We start from the raw sequence: 19,032 nt of genomic DNA on the forward strand, positions 1-19,032 counted from the left end.
GGCGAGCCCGGACGCATTCGCTGTGATCGCTTCAGGGGCTGACACGCCACGTTGATGCGGTGCACACACGCCAAGCGTGCGTCCCCTGATTACCAAGTTGTAATGAAAATCAGAAATTTCGCATGCGGCTCTGCGCGGCGCGCAACATCACGCAATTCTCGCGGGGAATTTATTGCGGCAAGTTGCCGCAACCGGAGGAAAGTCATGCCGCAGATTCCGGCAATGTCGCTGGGTCTGTCCCAAGAACAAGAGAAGGAAAGTAACATCATGACGAAGTTACTCGGGGTTATCGCAATTGCCGCCGTCGCATTCGCCGTCGCGCCGGCCCAGGCCGCCAAGCACGCCATGGGCGGCTGCAGCGGGGCCAATCTGGAGAAGACGGAGACCGCGATCGAGAACATGGCCGACGGTGACAGCAAGTTCGTCGCGCAGAAGGAGATCGCGGCGGCTCAGGACTCGCTGCTGAACGGCAAAATGGGCGCATGCGGCGCGCATCTGAACAAGGCGATGCACGCCACCATGGGCAAGTAAACGGGTAGGTAAACGCGACCCAAGAGAGGGCCGGTCGCTTGGCGGTCGGCCCTACGCATTCTTTCAAGTGTTGTCTTAGGGAGCGCGTGCGAGCTGGGCGGCGAAATAGGCGACGGTCTTGGAATAGACCTCGCTCTTGTTCCACTGCTGCAGCACCGCGAAGTTCGGGCTGCCCGGCTGCCAGTCCTTGCCGCGCTGCCAGCCGTAGCCGGCGAGATAGTTGGCGGTGGAGGCGAGCACGTCGGGCGCGTTGTGCAGGAGATCGCGCTTGCCGTTGCCGTCGAAATCGACGGCATATTTCATCCAGGACGACGGCATGAACTGGGTCTGGCCGAGCTCGCCGGCCCAGGCGCCCTTCATGTCGGCTGGCGCGAGGTCGCCGCGCTGGACGATGCGCAGCGCATCCAGCAGCTCGGCGCGAAACTGATCGGAACGACGGCAGTCATAGGCCAGCGTCGCCAGCGAGCGGATGGTGGCGAACTTGCCGGTGTTGACGCCGAAATCTGTCTCCAGACCCCAGATCGCGACCAGCACTTCGCCCGGCACTCCGTAGGTCTGCTCTATGCGCGACAGCACCGAGCCGTATTGCTTCATCATGTTGGAGCCGCGCGTCATCCGCGGCGGCACCATGCGGCCGGAAAACTCTTCAAAGGTCTGGGTGAAGACCTTTTGCGACTTGTCGCGGTTGAGCACGCTCTGGTCGAGCGTCACGCCGGCCAGTCCCGTGGCGATGGCCTGCTGCGAAATACCTTTGGCCGCGGCGTCGGCTTTGAAATCCGCAAGCCAGGCGTCGAAATTGCCCGAGCCGCAGGCAGCAGCGGAAAGCGCTGGCTGGGCGGAGAGGATTGACGCGGAGAGGGCGAGGGCTGCGAGAGCGAGACGAGAAATCGTCGGGGTCATCAGATGAAATGGATTCCGTGATGTGATCTGACCGGCTGCGCAATTTTGATTGTAACCGCGGCCAAAGCAAGGCGCATGACAGGCCGATCCTGCCCGAAGCCGGGCAGGATCGGATGTCACGAGATCGTTAAGCGTCCGTTCGATTCCGCCACGGAAAGAGATTGGCCGGGAAATCGGCGGCCGGTTTGCGCGGACGATGCGGCGGAGGCGGCACGGGCCGCGCGCCGGGTTCGGATACGATCACCTTGCGGTAGAGATGCCACGTGGCGTGGCCGAGCAGGGGGATCACGACGGCGAGACCGAGGAACGCCGGGATCGTGCCAAGCGCCAGCAGCACGGCGACGATCAGGCCCCAGGCCGCCATCGGCACCGGGTTCCTGGCGACGACGCGCAGCGAGGTCACCATGGCTTCGAACGCGCCGGCATGGCGGTCGAGCATGAGCGGGAACGATACGGCGCTGATGCAGAGCGCAGCGAGCGCGAACAGGAATCCGGTGCCGCAGCCGACCACGATCAGCCACCAGCCTTGCTGGGTCGTCAGCACGCGCGTCAGGAAATCCGAGATCCCGGCGACGCCCTCATAACCGAACGCGGCGACATAGATCGCCTGCGCGGTCGCAACCCAGGTGACGAAAAGAGCGAGCAGCAACGTGCCGAGGCCGAGCATCGCGCCGAACGAAGGCGAGCGCAGCACCTCCATGGCATCCCAGGCGCTGGCCTCCTCATAACGTTCGCGCCGGCTGGAGAGCTCATAGAGGCCGAGGGCTGCGAACGGGCCGATCAGGGCGAAGCCTGCGGCCAGCGGAAACAGCAGCGGCAGCACCGAATAGCCCATCACCACGCGGGCGAGCACGAGGCCCAGCACGGGATAAATCACGCACAGGATGATGGCGTGGCTCGGAACCGCCTTGAAATCCTCCCAGCCGCGCTGGAGCGCCTCGTGCAGGTCGGACAGGTGGATGGTTCGGATGACAGGTCCAGCCGCATCAGTGGGCCGGGCCGTCGTGGGTACATTGCCCTGGTAGAGTGTGGCCATGGTCGCTAGCTCCCTTGCTGGGCAGCCGCACTCGGCGCCAGCAAACGGCGCAAGCGGCCGCTCTTCTCTGAGTTTCGCGATTCCAACCAGACGCGAATTCCGGACGGGATCGCGAGTTGCGCTGTGAGGCTACTCCCAATTCCGAGTCCTGTCCCTCACGCCTAGGTGAAATTCGATGCCGCAGCGCAACCTCGATGATGTCATTCGGCCGTCATTTCGCCGCAGATAAGCTGATGCTGGTTGTCGGCTCGCAGAACTCCGCGGGCACAACGCAGTAACTTCGTCTATAAGTGGTCACTCAAGGCCTTCCAACGGATCCTTTTCGGGGAACAGACATGAGCATTTTCGGGAAAATCATGAGCGCGATCTTCGGCAGCCAGCCGGCTTCCGCCGTGCCCGCCGGTGGCGCAGCGCCAGCCGGTGCCCCCGCAGGCGCCGCGCCGGGTGCATCGGCGCCGGCAGCCGCGCCGATGGCGGCCGTCGATGTCGCGGCCATCGTCGACAAGGCGGTTGCCGCGCACAAGGGCGAGAAGCTGGAATGGCGCACCTCGATCGTCGACCTCATGAAGGCGCTCGACATCGACTCGAGCCTTGCCGCGCGCAAGGACCTCGCCAAGGAGCTCGGCTATAGCGGGGACATGAACGACTCGGCCAGCATGAACGTCTGGCTGCACAAGCAGGTGATGTCCAAGCTCGCCGCCAATGGCGGCAAGCTGCCGCCTGAGATCAAGCACTGACCGATCCCTCGGTTGTCGAAGGGCCCGCGCTCGCGCGGGCCCTTTTGCGTTCAGGCGACGAGGTCTGCATCCTCCGGATGCTTGTCGAGATAGTCGACGACGAAGCCGCAGCCGGCGATCACCTTCCTGCCGTCGCGGCGGATCAGATCCAGCGCACCCTTGACCAGCTCGGAGGCGATACCGCGGCCGCGCAGCGCGCGCGGCGTCTCGGTGTGGGTGATGATCACCGCCGACGGCGTCAGCCGGTAATTGGCGAAGGCGATGTCACTGCCGGCATCGAGCTCGAAGCGGCTCTTGTCCTTGTTGTCGCGTACCGATGCCGCCATGCGAAATCCTTCCGAAGTGATGTCTGCAGTTGATCTAGGGCATGATCCGGAAAAGTGTGAAGCGGTTTTCCGAAAAGATCATGCTCGAACAATAACCTAAAGCGCGATGACGCGCTTTAGGCGGCTGAACCGGTCCTTGCCAAGGTGCGACCAAGGGAGGTTGCCGCAGGGGAGATATCCGGAAAATGCGTGTCCCGCTCAGCGCCATGGCCTTGCTCGCCGCGCTCGCTTCGACGGCAGCGATTCCGGCTGCGGCCGAAGGCGGTCCGGCGTGGGAGGCGTGCGTCGGGCCGACCAGCATGCCGGACCAGCGGGTCACGGCCTGCTCGAGCGTCATTGACACTGGAAGCGAGACCGGTCGCAGGCTCGCAGGCGCCTATTGCAATCGCGGCCATGGACTCACCGAGAAGCGCGAGTTCGACGCTGCGCTGTCCGATCTCGACGAGGCGGTCAGGCTCGCGCCGGACTATGCCTGCGCCTACAACAACCGTGCCCGTGTCTATAGCTTCAAGCGCGACTACGATCGTGCCATCGCCGATTACGACCAGGCCATCAAGCTCGATCCGGCCATGGCGCTGGCCTACAGCAACCGCGGCGAGTCCCGCTTCAACAAGGGTGATCTCGACGGCGCCGTTGCGGATTTCGACGCGGCGATCAAGCGTGACCCGAACTATGCGACCGCCTATGCCAATCGCGGCTTCGTCTATGCCCGGAAGCACGACACCGCGCATGCGCTTGCCGATTACACCACGCGGATCAAGCTTGCGCCGGATCTGCTTGCCTATATCGACCGCGGCAACGTCTATCGCGACAGCGAGCAGCTCGACCGTGCGGCCGCCGATTATGGCGAGGCAATCCGGCTCGCGCCGACGGATGCGCGCGGCTGGCGCAATCGCGGCATGATCCGGCTGTACCAGGGCGACAACAAGGGCGGCCTTGCCGACTACGATAAGGCGCTGCAATACGATCCCTCAGACGTGTTCTCCTGGAATAACCGCGGACAGGCTAAGCTGCGGCTCGGCGACAGGCAGGGTGCGATCGCCGATTTCAGGAAGGCGCTGGAATTGAAGCCGGGCTTGCAGACGGCGCAGGAGTCGTTGAGGAAGCTCGGGGCGCTCTAGCTGCGGTGCGATATGAGTTGATCCGTCGAAATAATCCTCGCTCCCGCTCTTGCGCGGTCGCCGGCGGTTCCCACGTGTTCCACAGGACATACGTCCGAATGCGGCAGGCAGGGTCGCCAGACATTCGGAAGTCGTGATCGCCAGCCGCCGACGTGTGCCTCTGTTAGAGGAGGGTACGATGTCGGACTTTGGTTTCTTGAATACTCATCGCACGTGGGAAGATTGGTCCGGGATGCTGCTGGGCGCATTGATTGTCGTCTCGCCGTGGTTTCCCATCCAGGATCAGCCCGCGATCTCCGGAGATCAGATGGTCATCCTGAATGCGGTCGCGGTCGGCCTGATCGTGTTTGGCATCAGTCAGCTCGAATATGTCGCGCTGCAGCGTTGGCAAGAAGTGGCGACGATCCTGGTCGGATTGTGGCTCATCGCCTCGCCCTATACCCTCGGCTATTCCGGCGAAGGGTTCCTGCGCATCTACCACACGAGCCTCGGCGCGGCGGTGGTGCTCCTTGGTGTGCTGCTGCTGTGGCAGGACTGGGACCTGAATGACCAGGACCTGCTCAAGCACGGGCAATAGGCCGCAGATTGCAGCAGGCCCGCCCGGTTACGGGCGGGCCGTGTGCTCATCGCTGCACCAGATCCTGATAGTCCGGGTGCTTCTCGATCCACGCTTTCACGAACGGGCATTGTGGGATCAGCTTCAATCCGGCGGCGCGAACCTGGTCGAGCGCGCCTTGCACCAGCTTCGAGCCGACGCCCTTGCCGCCGAGCTCCTTCGGCACTTCGGTATGCTCGAAGGTGATGACATTGCCGTCGAGCTTGTAATGCTCGGTGGCAAGGTGGCCCTCCACCTCGAGCTCGAAGCGGTGGTGGGCTTTGTTGTCGATGACGTCGCTCATGTCGTCTTCCGGTCAGCTCTTGAGCGAGTCCGTCAGCATCTTGCGGATCGACCAGGCTTCGCCGTCGGAGGCGCCCCTGATGTCGTCGATGCGCCAGCTACCGGCCTCGCGCACGAAGTCGTAACGCACGACCAGATCAGTGGGTTTCCGGTCGTTGCGGTGGCCGGTCATGGTGACCGCGATTGTTTCCTTATCGGCCTCCATCTTCTCGGCGTCCAGCTTGAACGACTTCACGTCCGGTTCCTGCGAATTGGTGACCGGATCGAAATCGACCGGCCCGACGTCGCCCTTCGGCGTATGCGCATCGGCCTTGGCCCACAGCGCGACCAGCGCCTTGGAGAGATATTTGGCCTTGGCCGCCTTGTTCTCGATGATGAAGGCGCCGCCGCCATCGCCCTTGCCCTTGGCGGCGCGGGTGTAGATCGCGGTCAGGATGGCGAGGGGGCGGTGGGTGCGGGGGCCTGGGCGAGCGCGGGGCCGACGCCGGCGAGAAGGAAAGTGGCGATGAGGCTGCGACGGGTGAGCATGGAGTGTCCTGGTTGGGGCTGCGCATGTCAGTAGAGCTTGATTGTGCCCGGCAGGTTCAAATGCGAAGGCCGATCAGAGCGGCTCTGATCGGCCTTGGCCATGCGTGCATCGGGTTACCCGGGGCGTCTGTGATCAGTACTTGATCAGTACTTGGCGACGACCGGGCCGGCCGAGAAGTGATAGTTGACGCCGACCCGGGCGATCTGCTCGCGGAACGGGGTCGATGTCGTGAACACGATGGCTGGAATGGTGGACGAGGCGACGCTCAGCGTCCGCCGGCCGAGGTCGACGTAGAGATACTCGGCCTTGAAGCTCCAGTTCGGTGCGAACATCACTTCGGTGCCGGCGCCGGCGGTCCATCCGGTGCTCGTCCCCGAGGAGGCGCCGCTGGCGCAGATGGTCGCGCCCACGACGCATCCGCCGGTCACGTCGGTGGTGCTGAACGAGGATTTGGTGCGGCCATAGGCGAAACCGCCGGTGCCATACAGCAGCCATTGCGGCGCCACCAGCACGCCGATCCTGCCGCGCACGGTGCCGAACCAGTCGATGCCCTTGCTAACCGTCGTCGAGGTGGCATCGAAGCCGACCGGCGCAAGCGCCTGGGTGGTTGAGCCCTTAACGTCCGCGCCCTGGAAGTCGGCCTCGAGGCCGACCAGCCATTGCGGGGCGATCTGCCAATTGTAGCCGGCCTGGATACCGCCGATCACGCCCTTGGCCGAGGGCGACAGCGCGGTCGGAAATGAACCGGCCGCGACCAGTGCGGCGAGCGGGGCCGCCAGTGCCGGATCGGTCGACAGGACGGAGATACCCGTGGAGCCCGTGCTCCAATCGTAGCCGACATTGCCGCCGACGTAGAAGCCATTCCAGGTCTGAACCGGGGCGATCGCTTTCACCGGCATCTTGTAGGTTGGTGCAAGATCCGCGGCATGCGCCGGTCCCCAGGCCGTCCCCAAAGCCGCCCCGGCTGCCACGACGCTAGCGAGCGCCAGTTTCTTGATGTTCTTCATTGGCCCAATTCCCCGATTCCGACGTGGTTTTACGCTACAAGGCGGCTGAACGCTGTGACCAATTAGCAACTCCGAGCAGGGATCGCAGCCCGGTCCGGCGGCCCCCTCCTGAGTTGCCTCACATCAGGTGGAAATTGGCCGAGGTCAGGCTCGCCAACGCGGTGTTGGTGATGGTGACCACGTGATTGACGTCGAGTGTGAGCACGGTGTCCGCCCCGACCTGATGCAGGTCCGCGAAGACGTTGGCGAGACTTCCGAACTGCGATGCCTGCAGCTGAATGTCGTCCAGAGCCGCGTGGAAGTTGTTGATGGTGTTGTGACCGAAATCGCCGGCGAACACGAATGTATCCCGGCCGTAATTGCCGGCAATCAGCGTGTCGCCGGGGCCGCCGATCAGGATCTCGTGGGCGTTGAAGGTCGATGCCGCCGTGATGGTGGCGCCGCCGGCGCTGCCGTCGAGGACGGTGTTGCCATAACCGCTGGTCGCCGATCCGCCGGCGGGAACGAGCACGAAGTTCTGGTTGCCGCCGATCACCTGGACGGTCAGCGTCGAGGTCGAGGGCGCCGCGTGGCCATTGCTCGCGGTGTAGGTGAAGTTGTCATAGGCGACGCCGGAGACGCCGCCATTGGCTGCGTAGGAATAGCTGCCGTCGGCATGCACCGTGAGGCTGCCATAGGCGCCTGCGATGGTGTGATCGACGGCGCCGGCGAGCCCGTTGACGGCGTTGACCACGACGTGATCTGCCGGGTTGGTGTCGGTGTCGTTGGCGAGCAGGCCGTGCGCGGCATCGGCGGTGACGGTCTGGCCGGCGACGACATGATTGCTGTCTGCGTGCGCCGTGACGAGTGAATCGATCACGGCAAGCCCGGTGAATGTCGTAGCGATATTGCCGAGATTGGCGGCGTTGCCGGCGAGGTCGCCGATCGCTCCGCCATGCAGATCGATGCCCGTGACCGCGAGCGCAGATGTGAGCGTGTCGCCGGCTCCCACCGTGTAGTTGAACACGAGCTTGCTGGAATCATGCAGTGCCGCGGTCGCAGCCGCATCGTAGGTGGCGACGCCGTTATCGTTGAGCGAGAGGGTTGGCGTGCCGCCCGGCAAGGTCACGGCCTCGCCGAAGGCCACTGTGATCGCGACAGACTGGCCGGCTCCGACCGCGCCGCTCGCGGGCGATGCGTTGACGGCGACGATATCCGGCGCCTGCGTGTCGATTTGCAGGATCCCGGCGGGGTTGATGGCGCCGCCCGGCAGGGTGAGATCGTTTCCGGCGAGATCGCGGATGGTCCCTGCATTGAGCAGGATCTGGTTGACCGCGAGATCGCTCGTGTTCTCGCCCGCGGCCACGAGATAGCTGAAGGTCAGCGCGCTGCTGCCGCTGCCGCCGGTATAGGTCGCAACCCCGCCATCGTTGAGCTGCATCGTCGGCGTGCCGCCCGTCAGATCGACGTTGACCGCTTCGCTGAGATTGAGCGTCAGGATGACGGTATGACCGGCGTTGAGATCGCCGCTGCCTGCGACGATGCCGGTGCCGGAGCTTGCGATCGACGTCACCGTCGGCGCGATCGAATCCACTAGCACGCCGGCGGTCGAGCCGACATTGTTCAGCGTCAGGACGGCGGCGTTGCCGGCCGCGTCCTTGATCGTGCCGCCGTTGAGAACGATCGCACTGCCGAGCGCGACGCCGTTGGCATCATTCTGCCCGGCAGGCACGGTGTAGCGGAAGATCAGCGAGGAGGCGCTACCTTGGCCGACATATTGGGCTTCGACGAGACCACCGGTGTCCAGCGTGAGAGTGACTTCCGGCGTGCCCGTCACCGACACCGCCTCGCTGAAATTGACCGTGAAGTCGAGATTCTGGCCGGCGACGTAGGTGCCGTTCACGGGCACGCTCACCGAAGTGACGGCCGGGGCGGTGTGCTGGACGGTGTAGACGGCGCCGCCGGTAAATCCGCCCGCGACGGCGTTGCCGGCGGCATCGGCAATGCCGGTGCCTGACGCGTTCAGGTCGAGGCGCAGCGTGCCGTCGCCGGTCACGCCGTTGACCGTCACCGTATAGACGTTGCCGCTGACGGGCGTCACGACGATGCCGGTGTCGGCGACGCTGCCGGTGCGGGTCGCCGTGAAGTCGCTCGCGTCGACACCGGTGACGTCTTCCGAGAACGTCACCGTGAACTGATCGCTTCCGGCATTGTTGGGGCTCGAACCGTTCGCGACGATCGACGAAACGCTCGGAGCGGTATGTCGAATGGTGTAGACGTCGCCGCTCGTGAAGCCCGCGCTGGCGCCATTGCCGGCAGTGTCGGTGACGCCGCTCGAACCGCTCTTGAAATCGAGGCGCAGCGTGCCGTCGCCGGTGACGTCGCCGACAGTCACCGTGTAGGTCTTCCCGTCGGCGGAGGTGATCTGGCTGATGCCGGTGGTGGAGAGGGCGGCACCCCCCGGTGTGTTGGTCGTGGTCAGGGCGAAGTTGGCGGCGGTCAGGCCGCTGACGCTCTCCGAGAAGGTCACCGTGAATTGTTCGGAGCCGGCGTTGTTCGGGCTGGCGCCCGACGCGGCAATCGACGTCACGGTCGGAGCGGTGTGATCGATCGTGTAGGTCTGTCCGGTGAAGCCGGCCGATATCGCGTTGCCGGCGCGATCGGCGATGCCTGTGCCGGACGCGTTGAGCTTGAGGCCGAGCGTACCATTGCCCGTGACGCCGGTGACCGTCACCGAATAGACGCTGCCGCTGAAGGGCGACACGACCATCCCGGCGTAGGAGACGGAGCCGCCGGTGACGATAGTGAAGTCACTCGAGTCGACCGCGTTCACGATCTCCGAGAAGGTGACGGTGAAGGTCTCGCTGGTCGCGTTGCTCGGATTGCTGCCGGCCGTGTTGATCGACGAGACCACGGGGGCGGCGGTGTCGATCGTCAGGTGCAGGTCGGTGGCCGTGCCGGTCAGCACCGCATCGTTGCCGGAGCCGTCCTTGATGGTGCCGCCATTCAGGAGCAGGCTTTGCACCTGGAGGTCACTGCTGCTGTCGCCGGCCTGCACCGTATAGCTGAACATCAGCGCGGTGCCGCCGCTGCCGCTTTGATAGGTCGCGACCACATTGTCGCTGAGCTGGAGCTCTGGCGCGCCGGTGACGTTCACCGGGTCGGTGAAGGTCACCGTGATGGTGACGACCTTGCCGGCATTGAGATCGGTCGCATTGCCTGTGGTCGCTGCCGTGACCGAGCTGACGAGCGGGACCTGGACCAGACTGACCGTGCTGGTCGCCGTGTTGCTGGTCCCGCCGCTGGACGAGCCGTCGGTGACGCTCCATTCGATGGTCCGGGAGCCGGGCGCGGTCGATCCGGGCGCGCTGAACGTGATCGATTCCAGCGCAGTTTGATAGTGCGCGAGCGTGTCCGTGCCGCTCAGCGTGAGCAGTCCGGTGGCGGCGTTGTAACTGCCGGTGATGCCGTTCTGGTTGATGAAGCCCAGCGTGTCGCCGCTGACGAAGCCGCTGGCGATCTTGATGGTTGCTCCGGTCAGATTGCCGCCGCTGTCGGGGTCCGCGACCGTCAACGTGCTGTCGAGCAGGGCCGCCGCACTGCCCACCGCATAATTCAGGCTGGCGCCGGCGGTGACGGTCGGCGCGGTATGGACGACGCCGAGCACGCTCGCCGTCAGGGGCACCTCGCTCGAGATGAGCGTCGTGGAGGCGGTGCCGTATTGCTGGCCGAGCTCGACCTGGTTGCCTTGGGAGTTCGTGCCCACACTCGCGACGGCGCGACCGGTCAGGTCCGGCAGGGCGAAGGTGGATTGGCCGTCGCCGCCATAAGTGGTTCCGACGAGCGCAAACAGGGTCTGGTTCTGTGAGATCGACAGTAGCTGGCCCCGACACTCGGCCCAGCCGTGCGCCAGCATATAATCGAGATCCGCGCCCTTTCCGGCGTAGGCAATGATCTCGCCGATCCATGGAGCGGTGTCTGAGTACGAGCCGCTCTGGGAGGGAAATACGCCTTCGAGAGAGATCAGATAGTGCAGAGCGATGGAAGGTTGGTAGTTGCTGAAGTCGGTTGAAGCTCCGACCGGAGAGGGCAGGTTCGACGTCGAGAGTGTAGCCGTATCCTGGCCGACGACCGTGCCAAGTTCGAAATCGCCGATCGAGTTCGTTCCGACCCCGATGATGGTGCGGCCGGTGAGGTCCGGCAGCGCGAACGTCGTGACCCCATCGCCGCCATAGGTCGTGCCGATGGCGTTATACAGGTTCGGATAGTCAGCGATGTTCAGCAACTGGCCTGCCGCCAGCAGATATCCTGTCGGCGCAAAGTTGCCGAGGAACGGGACAATCTCGCCGGCGACGTCGAGCCAGTTCGAGGCTGAGCTCGCGCTCGGTCCGCCCGTGTTGATGAGGTAGTTGACGGTCAGCGAAGGCTGATCGTTGGTGAATGCCGTTCCAGAGCCGAAGCCCGACGGCAGGTTCTGGGTCCCCAGCGTGACCGTGTCCGTGCCGTAATTGGTTCCGAGCGAAAAATTCGCGCTGTTCTCGGAGCCGACCGCGAGCGTGGCCTGGAGGTTGGGCAGCTCGAAGGTGGTTTGTCCGTTGCCGCCATAGTTCGTGCCGAGCAGCGAGAACAGGGCGGTGTTCTGGGCGATCGACAGGAGCTGCCCGCTGGCCATCGCCGTGTGGCTGGGAGCGAAGCTTCCGGCGAAGGTCCTGATGGACCCGAGGTCGATGGTGCCGGGATCGGACGTGCCGTCTCCATGCGCGGGATAGGTGCCCTGGAGCGGGATCAGCTGGGTCAGCCCGAGCGACGGCTGATCGTTGTTGATCGGGGATGCCGTGATGTTCGTGTTCGTGCCGTCCGACACCTGCCAGGTAATGTCGCGAACCTGGTGCGTGCCGCCGCCGGTCGGATCGCCGTTCCCCGAAAAGCTGTAGGTGATCGAGCGCAGCGCATCCTGATAGTCTGCGACCGTGTCGCTCCCGCTCAGAGTGAGGATGCCGTTGGCGGAATCGTAGCTGCCGTGAATGTTGTTCTGGTCCGTGAAGTTCAGCGTGTCGCCGGCGACGAAGCCGACGAGACTCACCACGGCGGATGAGAGCGTCGAGGAGGAGCTGTCCGTTACGGTCAGGTTCGGTGCGATGAACACGGCGGTGCCACCGCCGTGAAACGCCGCTGACGTGCCGGGGGTCAGGTTGATGATGCCGAGCGTGGTGCTGAAATTTGCAAGCGCCTGCTCCGCGAAGGGAGCGTCGATGGCAGTCGCTGCCGGAGCGGTCGAGGCGTCGAGCGTCCAGCTCGCGGGATCGGCATTGCCGATCGCATGCGTCGCGGCGTCGACGGTGACGCCGCCGGCGTAGGCGGAGAGGTCCGAGATGAACTGGCTTCCGGCTGCGCCCGCGGCCGTGTCGCAGGCATAGAGGGCGAGTGTGCCGTCGGATGCGAGCGAGGCGCCGATCGCGGAGAGTGCGGCGGCATCGCTTGCGAGATCCGCGTCGTCGATGATCGAGGAGCCGATCTCAATCTCGCCTGGAGCGCCGTGACCGACGATCGAGATCGACGAGAGCCCGGTCAGGCCATTGTCCTTGAGGATGGCTGCAATCTGGGCGAAGCCGTCGCTGGCGCCGTTGAGGACAAAGGCCTGCTCGTCCGGGGCCAGCCCGTCCAGCAAGGCATCGATGTCGGAAACGCGGGAATCAATGAAAACAACTCTTCCCATACTCACCACATTCCACGCCGAAACGGCGCATATCCACCTTGGAAGCCAGCGGTAGGCCAGCCAAACAAATGCATTAAGCAGACGTTAACTAGCGTGAAGCTTGCGCCGGAACAAGCCTGCGCGGCACATGCAACCGGAGCGCGATCGATGCCGTGCGAGGAAAATATCGCGTTTTTCCGCGTGATTTTGCGATGATTGTTTGAAAACGAGACACCGCGCGGGGCGCAGCGCTTCGCCGTTCATCAATGGCGGTTGATCTTGGCGCGCACGATGGCGCTGACCGGCACGCGTGACGGGCTCGCTGCGCACCGGCTCCGGCGCGGCGGCTTCCCGGCCTGGGGCTTCAATCCGATGGCTGTCAGTCCGCGGCCTTGGCCACGCGCGTGTCTTCGCTCGGCTGCGGGCGGAGGCAGCCCTGGCAGATAACGAGGGAGCGGTTGACCCCGGCGTCCTGCTCGGCCTCGATGCTGTCCTGTGCCTGCCACCATTCCTTCGAATAGGGCTGAAGTCCGGCTTGCGATCTGGTGCGCTCGGAGGCGACGGCAGCGGCACGCGTCGTTCGCGATGCTCCGGAGGCAGCGCGCGGCTGATTGGGATCCTCGCCGGCGCCATCCCAGGCGTAGCGTGCAGGCTTGAAGGCGGGGTCGGAAGCCAGATGCGCTTGCGGGGCCATGGCACATCCGGCGAGCGCCAGCGACAACAGGAGGAGGGCGGGCGCTTTGACCATGATGCGGCACTCTGTACACGAGAACTGAGCGAGGTTGCGCCGATCATGTTTAAAATTCCTTGAACGATAGCGGGCGCGCCGGCGACAAACGCGCATGCGCTGTCTCATTGTCTTGCTCGCTCTGCTCACAACCGCTGCACGCGCCGACGACGCAAAGCCGTTCGATCCGGCCGGCTATCCGCCCGGCGTGCAGAAGGCGCTGCGTTACGCCAATGAGGAATGCGAGAGCCAGGGCGGAGGTGCGGTGAGCTTTGCGCCGGACACGGTACGCAAGCTCGACCTGACCGGCGACGGCCGCGACGATTACATCGTCGATTTCCGCGACACAAAATGCGGGGAACGCGAGACCACCTATTGCGGAACCGGCGGCTGCGTCATGAATATCCTGGTCACGCTGCCTGATGGCAGCGTGCGACCGGTGTTCGACGGCTATGTCCGCAGCTACAAGATCGTGGCGCCGCCGATGAAGCGCGGCGCTGCGCGCGTTGTCCGGTTCGATCTGCACGGCAGCTATTGCGGCGGTTTTGGCGCGCAGGCGTGTTCCAAGGAGAAGGCGATCACGGCAACGCCATTCGCGTTTAGGCAACCGTAGGGCAGATGTGCGGCTAGCGGCCTTGCAGGGGCGCCGGCGATGGCGATAAATGGGCTGTAATGAGCGGGCGGCTTGCGCGCCGTCCGCGCTCGAAGAGGAAGCCCGATGCAGCCCCTGCGCATGTCCCGCCGCGTCATGAATCTCGCCTATATGCTGACGCAGAATGCGCGGCGGCATGGATCGCGTCCCGGTTTCGTCTGGGGCGAGAGATCCTGGACCTGGCGCGAGATCGACGCGCAGGTCTCGGCGCTGGCCGCGGCGCTCGCCGCACGCGGCGTTACGAAGGGCGACCGCATCCTCGTCCACTCCAAGAACGGCGACGAGATGTTCTTCTCGATGTTCGCCGCGTTCCGGCTGGGTGCGGTCTGGGTGCCCACCAACTTTCGCCTGATGCCGGATGAGGTCACCTATCTCGCAGAGGCTTCCGGCGCGAAAGCGTTCCTGTGCCATGTCGATTTTCCCGAGCATGCGGCGGCGGTGAAGGGCGGTGCGCTGCAATTCACATGGAGCCTCGACGGCAAGGCCGCGTTCGGTGAGCGCTCGGTGGCAGATGCCATCGCCGCGCAGGCCGGCGCCGACGTCGCCAATGCCGACGTCGAATATGACGATCCCTGCTGGTTCTTCTTCACCTCCGGAACCACCGGCCGATCCAAGGCGGCGGTGCTGACCCACGGCCAGATGGGATTTGTCATCACCAACCATCTCGCCGATCTCACCCCCGGCGTGACCGAAGCGGATGCCTCGCTGGTGGTGGCGCCGCTGTCGCATGGCGCAGGCGTGCACCAGCTGGTGCAGACGGCGCGCGGCGTGCGCACTGTGCTGCTGCCGACGGAGAAATTCGACATCAACGAGGCGTTCCGCCTGATCGAGGCACATCGCGTCAGCAATCTCTTCACGGTGCCGACGATCCTGAAGATGATGGTCGAGCATCCCGCCGTCGACAAATACGATCATTCCTCGCTGCGACAGGTAATCTATGCGGGCGCGCCGATGTATCGCGAGGACCAGAAGGCGGCGCTGACGAAGCTCGGCAAGGTCATCGTGCAGTATTTCGGCCTCGGCGAGGTCACGGGCAACATCACCGTGCTGCCGGCGGCGTTGCACGATCCCGAGGACGGTCCGCATGCGAAGATCGGCACCTGCGGTTTCGAGCGCACCGGCATGCAGGTCTCGATCCAGGATAATGAGGGCCGCGAGCTCAAGGCGAACCAGAGCGGCGAGATCTGCGTGATCGGACCTGCGGTGTTCGCGGGCTATTACGACAACCCCGAAGCCAACGCCAAGGCATTCCGCAACGGCTGGTTCCGCACCGGCGATCTCGGACACATGGACGAGGAGGGCTTTGTCTACATCACCGGCCGTGCGTCCGACATGTACATCTCCGGCGGCTCCAACATCTATCCGCGCGAGATCGAGGAGAAGATCTTGACGCATCCCGCGGTTGGGGAGGTTGCCGTGCTCGGCGTGCCCGATGCGACCTGGGGCGAGGTCGGCGTCGCCGTATGCGTAGCGCGCGAAGGCGCGAAGGCGGTGAGCGAGGCCGAGATGGCGGCGTTCCTTGCACCGAAGGTGCCGCGTTACAAGATGCCGAAGCGCTTCTTCTTCTGGGAGGCGTTGCCGAAATCCGGCTACGGCAAGGTGCCGAAACGGATGGTGCGCGACGAGCTCGAAGCGCGCGGGCTGCTCGACCTCGACAAAATCAAGGCAGGCTGAGCGTAGGTGATGCGAAGTATCAAGCAGCCCGGCGCGCCCGTCGCGGAGCGCATTCAATGCGTGGAGGCGAGGGGACGCGCCTTTACGTTCACGCTTCAGGCAGGCGTGCCGCTGCTGGAGGCTGCGCGGCGCGGCTTTGCGGCGGAGGGATTTGCCGGCGGCGTGCTGAATTTTCGCCGCGGCGCGCTCGGGCCGTTCGGCTATGTCATGCCGGCGTTGTCGAAGACCGGCGAGAATGCCGCGTTCTACAGCGACACCTATCGGCCCCAAGGCATCACACGCACGAAGCTCGGCAGCATGACGCTCGGCACGCGCGACGGCGCGCCGTTCTTTCATTGCCATGGGCTCTGGACCGAAGCCGATGGCAAGGCAAGCGGCGGCCACATGCTGCCGGACGAGACCATCGTCGCCGAGCCGTTCGAGGTCGCGGCGTTCGGCATCGACGGCGCGACGTTCACCGCCGAGCCTGACCCGGAGACCAATTTCAAGCTGTTCGGGCCCGTTGCCGCTGCGAGCACCGGCGCGCGCACGACCAGCCGCGCCTTCGCGCTCCGCCTGCGGCCCAACCAGGACTTCGCCGTCTGCCTCGAAGACTTTTGTCGCACGCACGGCATCGCGCGCGCGAAGATCCACGGCGGCGTCGGCTCGACCATCGGCGCGCGCTTCACCCATGGCGGCGTGACCGAGCCGTTCGCGACGGAGCTTGCGATCACGGCCGGTGCGATCGGGCCGGGCTCTTCGGGCACGCTCGAAGCCACGCTCGAAATTGCCCTGATCGACTACACCGGCGGCATTGCGGAGGGGCGTCTGATCCGTGGCGACAATCCCGTGCTGATGACCATGGAGCTGGTGCTCGAGGTGTTGGGCTAGGATCGGCGAGCGATCATCAGTGAGAACGTAGTTTGGCAATGGCCAAGTACGTAGAGTCACTTATCCCCGATCCTGATCCCTGAAAGAGATTGAGCAGGGGAGATTGAGCCTGACCGGCGCTCTGGCCGTTTTTGACATCATACATGGCGGAGAAACGGCCTAGCAGCTTTTCAACCTTCGCGGGATCTGAGAGATCCTTGATCTTCATGAATTTGTCCACGAACTTGGCCTGCTGATCGATCGGCATCGCCGCCATCGAGTCAGGCAGGTTGAAGGTGGTCCTGAACACCTCCGAAAGCGCCTTGTCGGCAAGAATGTCGTATGCCGACGTGATTTCCCCCGCCTTGCGCTGGAAATAGAGCGCCAGGCGCACGCCGGGATTCGTATCCCCCTGCTGCTGCTCGAGGCTTTGCTGGAGATAGTTCGCCTGTGTTTCCCGCAACTGGACTTGCTTCTGAGGACCAACCATCACAAGGCGCGCGACATTGCCCTTGCTGTCGAAATTGAACGACGCCGCGATTTCGGCAAAGCGAGGATCGCTCTCGGTGTTCGCAAAGCTCTTGGGGTTGTTCAGATCGGACGCGAAGATCTTCTTGAGATAGTCGGTGCTGACCTTCTTGGGGTCCAGGCCCTTGGCGACGAGAATGAAATCAACCATCTTCCGGTTCGCAAGCAGCTCGGAAACACTGTCTATGCCTGCGATGGCTTCCTGATAGGACGTCGCGTCTTTCTGGGCCTGTTCCCGAACTGCCTTCTGCTGCTCAGGGCTTGCCTGTTTCACGACTGCAATGACGTAGTCCTTCGCGATCTCGAGGACTTTTGCCGGGTCCTGAGCCACCAAGGGGGTCGTCAGATTGCCTTTTGCGTCGAAGTTGAAGGCCCGCGCGAGCTCGACGTACCGATTGTCCTTGAGCGTATAGACGTAGCTCTTGGGATCGCTGAGGTCGCTTTCGAGGACCGCCTTGATGGTGTCCTGCGAGACCTCTGCGGGATCGAGGCCGACGGCGCCCAGCGCAAAATTGTACACGGCCGGCGTCGATACGAACGCCTGGACGGAATTGACCTTGAGGACGGCCGATCTGAATTGCGTGATTGCCAGAGCTTCGCTCAGCGGGCTTGCCGCCGCATAGACCTCGGACTTGCTGTCATCGAACCACTGTTTTGTGAGCGTGACATTTGCGGCAGTCTGAGCCGACTGGCCTGGCGGAAGTGACCCGTCAGGCAGAAACTCGAACGCGCCGGCCAGGTCTACGAGGTTGCCGATCCCCGCGATCTGGTCGCTGAGGCTGGATACGCTCTTGGTGTATGTTTCCAGGTGATATTTTTCGACCAGGATCTGGACGTTCAACTGAGCCACGTCGGCGCCCGGTTGCGAGAGCTGGGCCGTGTAGTCGGCGATCTTGGTATTGGTGGCGGCCACGTCCGATTTGGCTTGAGTGAGCTGGGCGTTGAGGCCGCTCAGCTGAGACGCGAAGGTGGTGTTGACGTAGCTGTTCGGATCGGACGGATCACTGCGCAGGACCTGGCTTATCGTGTCGCGCGGCCACTTGGTCTCATCGATCCCGAATGCCGAATAGACGTAGTTGCGGAGACGATCGTTGTTCAGGAGCTGGTCTGCACTGGTGATGCTGCCGATCTGGGCGCTGTAGTAATTCGAATCATCTGCAAGCGCATCGACCTGGCTTTTCTTGGTTGCCGTGTACAGACCGATCATCTCATCGGTCTGGTTCTCCGATTGCGCAACCGGCGTCGCAGTGCCGTTGAAGGAAAATGCCGCGGCAAACTCCCGATAACGCTTGTCGACCAGCTTGTTGACGAAGCTCGTTGCGTCGGAGAGGTCGCTCTCCAGCACCTTTTTCATGAAAGCCTTGGCATACGCCATGTCTTCCAGACCATACGCCTTCATCGCATAATGATAGAGGCGATAGTCCTTCATGAGATCGTCAACGGTCTTCACCTTGCCGATGTTGGCTTTGTAATAGGCGGCCTCTCGCGCGACATCGGTCTGCTGTTCGACCCGCGTCAGGGACTGCTTGAGATGGCGCGAAATATAGTTGTAACTGAAATACGTTGACACCATCGCGCATTCCTCGCGGCTTCTTACGGTCCTGGACTTCCGTCAATCATTGCCGGGTCGCGAGGTGGGGGCCGGCTTCATGCCGGCGGCTGTCTCACAGCTACGTTTTCTTAGGGCGATTCCGGGCCACAATCGAAGGTTTTAATTTGTGTCAAAGTGACGCGTACCGTGTTTTGTTGCTGTTTGTTTCCGTTTGTTTCTCAGATGCAGCTTACGCGAGGATGGTGTTCCGGATATGTTCCGTCCAAAAGATGGATCGGAATGGTTGGGAGC

15 protein-coding genes and 1 pseudogene are annotated in these 19,032 nt (G+C 63.8%); 7 read left to right on the top strand and 9 right to left on the bottom strand.

Features of this window, described 5'->3' with window-relative positions; genetic code table 11:
* Positions 1-204: 204 nt before the first annotated feature.
* A complete protein-coding gene (locus JQ635_RS17770; RefSeq protein WP_211411128.1) occupies positions 205-531 on the top strand; it encodes a hypothetical protein in 327 nt (108 codons plus the stop codon).
* A gap of 75 nt (positions 532-606) precedes the next feature.
* On the opposite strand, the gene JQ635_RS17775 is transcribed toward JQ635_RS17770, so the two are convergent.
* Both JQ635_RS17775 and JQ635_RS17780 read right to left on the bottom strand, forming a co-directional pair.
* Positions 607-1,431 carry a lytic murein transglycosylase gene (locus JQ635_RS17775; protein ID WP_211411129.1) on the bottom strand — a complete coding sequence of 275 codons (825 nt, stop codon included), beginning with the start codon at positions 1,429-1,431 and terminating at the stop codon, positions 607-609.
* 127 nt (positions 1,432-1,558) lie between these two features.
* A complete protein-coding gene (locus tag JQ635_RS17780; RefSeq protein WP_211411130.1) occupies positions 1,559-2,467 on the bottom strand; it encodes a DUF2189 domain-containing protein in 909 nt (302 codons plus the stop codon).
* A 335-nt stretch (positions 2,468-2,802) separates the two neighbouring features.
* Between JQ635_RS17780 and JQ635_RS17785 the strand changes: the two genes are divergently transcribed.
* Entirely contained in the window at positions 2,803-3,204 is a 402-nt protein-coding gene (locus tag JQ635_RS17785) for a DUF3597 domain-containing protein (RefSeq protein WP_211411131.1), read from the top strand.
* Positions 3,205-3,254: 50 nt separating this feature from the next.
* Here the strand turns inward: JQ635_RS17785 and JQ635_RS17790 are convergent, their stop codons facing one another.
* Positions 3,255-3,530: a GNAT family N-acetyltransferase gene (locus JQ635_RS17790; protein WP_211411132.1), complete on the bottom strand. Its 276-nt coding sequence runs from the start codon at positions 3,528-3,530 to the stop codon at positions 3,255-3,257.
* Between the two features lie 185 nt (positions 3,531-3,715).
* On the opposite strand from JQ635_RS17790, the gene JQ635_RS17795 reads away from it, so the two are divergent.
* Positions 3,716-4,651, top strand: a complete 936-nt coding sequence (locus JQ635_RS17795) for a tetratricopeptide repeat protein (protein WP_211411133.1) — start codon at positions 3,716-3,718, stop codon at positions 4,649-4,651.
* A 178-nt stretch (positions 4,652-4,829) separates the two neighbouring features.
* A complete protein-coding gene (locus tag JQ635_RS17800) occupies positions 4,830-5,228 on the top strand; it encodes an SPW repeat domain-containing protein (protein ID WP_211411134.1) in 399 nt (132 codons plus the stop codon).
* 46 nt (positions 5,229-5,274) lie between these two features.
* Here JQ635_RS17800 and JQ635_RS17805 read toward each other — a convergent pair whose 3' ends face one another.
* The 5 genes and pseudogenes from JQ635_RS17805 to JQ635_RS17825 all read right to left on the bottom strand — a co-directional run bounded on the left by JQ635_RS17805 (position 5,275) and on the right by JQ635_RS17825 (position 13,507).
* Positions 5,275-5,550 carry a GNAT family N-acetyltransferase gene (locus JQ635_RS17805; RefSeq protein WP_211411135.1) on the bottom strand — a complete coding sequence of 92 codons (276 nt, stop codon included), beginning with the start codon at positions 5,548-5,550 and terminating at the stop codon, positions 5,275-5,277.
* A 12-nt stretch (positions 5,551-5,562) separates the two neighbouring features.
* A pseudogene (locus JQ635_RS17810) lies at positions 5,563-6,077 on the bottom strand (DUF3828 domain-containing protein).
* Between the two features lie 144 nt (positions 6,078-6,221).
* Entirely contained in the window at positions 6,222-7,085 is an 864-nt protein-coding gene (locus tag JQ635_RS17815) for an outer membrane protein (protein WP_211411136.1), read from the bottom strand.
* A gap of 118 nt (positions 7,086-7,203) precedes the next feature.
* On the bottom strand, positions 7,204-12,780 hold the full coding sequence (locus tag JQ635_RS17820) for a tail fiber protein (RefSeq protein ID WP_211411137.1): 5,577 nt from the start codon (positions 12,778-12,780) through the stop codon (positions 7,204-7,206).
* A 358-nt stretch (positions 12,781-13,138) separates the two neighbouring features.
* Positions 13,139-13,507: a hypothetical protein gene (locus JQ635_RS17825; protein WP_211411138.1), complete on the bottom strand. Its 369-nt coding sequence runs from the start codon at positions 13,505-13,507 to the stop codon at positions 13,139-13,141.
* A 94-nt stretch (positions 13,508-13,601) separates the two neighbouring features.
* On the opposite strand from JQ635_RS17825, the gene JQ635_RS17830 reads away from it, so the two are divergent.
* The 3 genes from JQ635_RS17830 (at position 13,602) to JQ635_RS17840 (ending at position 16,682) form a co-directional block, all read left to right on the top strand.
* Positions 13,602-14,099 (top strand): hypothetical protein, encoded by a 498-nt coding sequence (locus JQ635_RS17830; RefSeq protein WP_211411139.1) that lies wholly within the window; start codon positions 13,602-13,604, stop codon positions 14,097-14,099.
* 105 nt (positions 14,100-14,204) lie between these two features.
* Complete coding sequence (locus tag JQ635_RS17835; RefSeq protein ID WP_211411140.1) at positions 14,205-15,812, top strand: acyl-CoA synthetase; 1,608 nt, start codon at positions 14,205-14,207, stop codon at positions 15,810-15,812.
* 9 nt (positions 15,813-15,821) lie between these two features.
* Positions 15,822-16,682, top strand: a complete 861-nt coding sequence (locus tag JQ635_RS17840; RefSeq protein WP_211411141.1) for a PCC domain-containing protein — start codon at positions 15,822-15,824, stop codon at positions 16,680-16,682.
* A 16-nt stretch (positions 16,683-16,698) separates the two neighbouring features.
* On the opposite strand, the gene JQ635_RS17845 is transcribed toward JQ635_RS17840, so the two are convergent.
* Positions 16,699-18,762: a DUF1217 domain-containing protein gene (locus tag JQ635_RS17845; RefSeq protein ID WP_211411142.1), complete on the bottom strand. Its 2,064-nt coding sequence runs from the start codon at positions 18,760-18,762 to the stop codon at positions 16,699-16,701.
* Positions 18,763-19,032: the final 270 nt, after the last annotated feature.

It is taken from the genome of Bradyrhizobium iriomotense (assembly GCF_018130765.1).
GTDB lineage: Bacteria > Pseudomonadota > Alphaproteobacteria > Rhizobiales > Xanthobacteraceae > Bradyrhizobium > Bradyrhizobium iriomotense_A.

What these genes read in the sequence shown, in the direction of transcription:
- JQ635_RS17830 (WP_211411139.1), top strand. Translation starts at nt 13,602, where the DNA reads ATGCGCTGTCTCATTGTCTTGCTCGCTCTGCTCACAACCGCTGCACGC.
- JQ635_RS17805 (WP_211411135.1), bottom strand. Translation starts at nt 5,550, where the DNA reads ATGAGCGACGTCATCGACAACAAAGCCCACCACCGCTTCGAGCTCGAG.
- JQ635_RS17795 (WP_211411133.1), top strand. Translation starts at nt 3,716, where the DNA reads ATGCGTGTCCCGCTCAGCGCCATGGCCTTGCTCGCCGCGCTCGCTTCG.
- JQ635_RS17770 (WP_211411128.1), top strand. Translation starts at nt 205, where the DNA reads ATGCCGCAGATTCCGGCAATGTCGCTGGGTCTGTCCCAAGAACAAGAG.
- JQ635_RS17835 (WP_211411140.1), top strand. Translation starts at nt 14,205, where the DNA reads ATGCAGCCCCTGCGCATGTCCCGCCGCGTCATGAATCTCGCCTATATG.
- JQ635_RS17840 (WP_211411141.1), top strand. Translation starts at nt 15,822, where the DNA reads ATGCGAAGTATCAAGCAGCCCGGCGCGCCCGTCGCGGAGCGCATTCAA.
- JQ635_RS17820 (WP_211411137.1), bottom strand. Translation starts at nt 12,780, where the DNA reads ATGGGAAGAGTTGTTTTCATTGATTCCCGCGTTTCCGACATCGATGCC.
- JQ635_RS17780 (WP_211411130.1), bottom strand. Translation starts at nt 2,467, where the DNA reads ATGGCCACACTCTACCAGGGCAATGTACCCACGACGGCCCGGCCCACT.
- JQ635_RS17790 (WP_211411132.1), bottom strand. Translation starts at nt 3,530, where the DNA reads ATGGCGGCATCGGTACGCGACAACAAGGACAAGAGCCGCTTCGAGCTC.
- JQ635_RS17825 (WP_211411138.1), bottom strand. Translation starts at nt 13,507, where the DNA reads ATGGTCAAAGCGCCCGCCCTCCTCCTGTTGTCGCTGGCGCTCGCCGGA.
- JQ635_RS17785 (WP_211411131.1), top strand. Translation starts at nt 2,803, where the DNA reads ATGAGCATTTTCGGGAAAATCATGAGCGCGATCTTCGGCAGCCAGCCG.
- JQ635_RS17775 (WP_211411129.1), bottom strand. Translation starts at nt 1,431, where the DNA reads ATGACCCCGACGATTTCTCGTCTCGCTCTCGCAGCCCTCGCCCTCTCC.
- JQ635_RS17800 (WP_211411134.1), top strand. Translation starts at nt 4,830, where the DNA reads ATGTCGGACTTTGGTTTCTTGAATACTCATCGCACGTGGGAAGATTGG.
- JQ635_RS17845 (WP_211411142.1), bottom strand. Translation starts at nt 18,762, where the DNA reads ATGGTGTCAACGTATTTCAGTTACAACTATATTTCGCGCCATCTCAAG.
- JQ635_RS17815 (WP_211411136.1), bottom strand. Translation starts at nt 7,085, where the DNA reads ATGAAGAACATCAAGAAACTGGCGCTCGCTAGCGTCGTGGCAGCCGGG.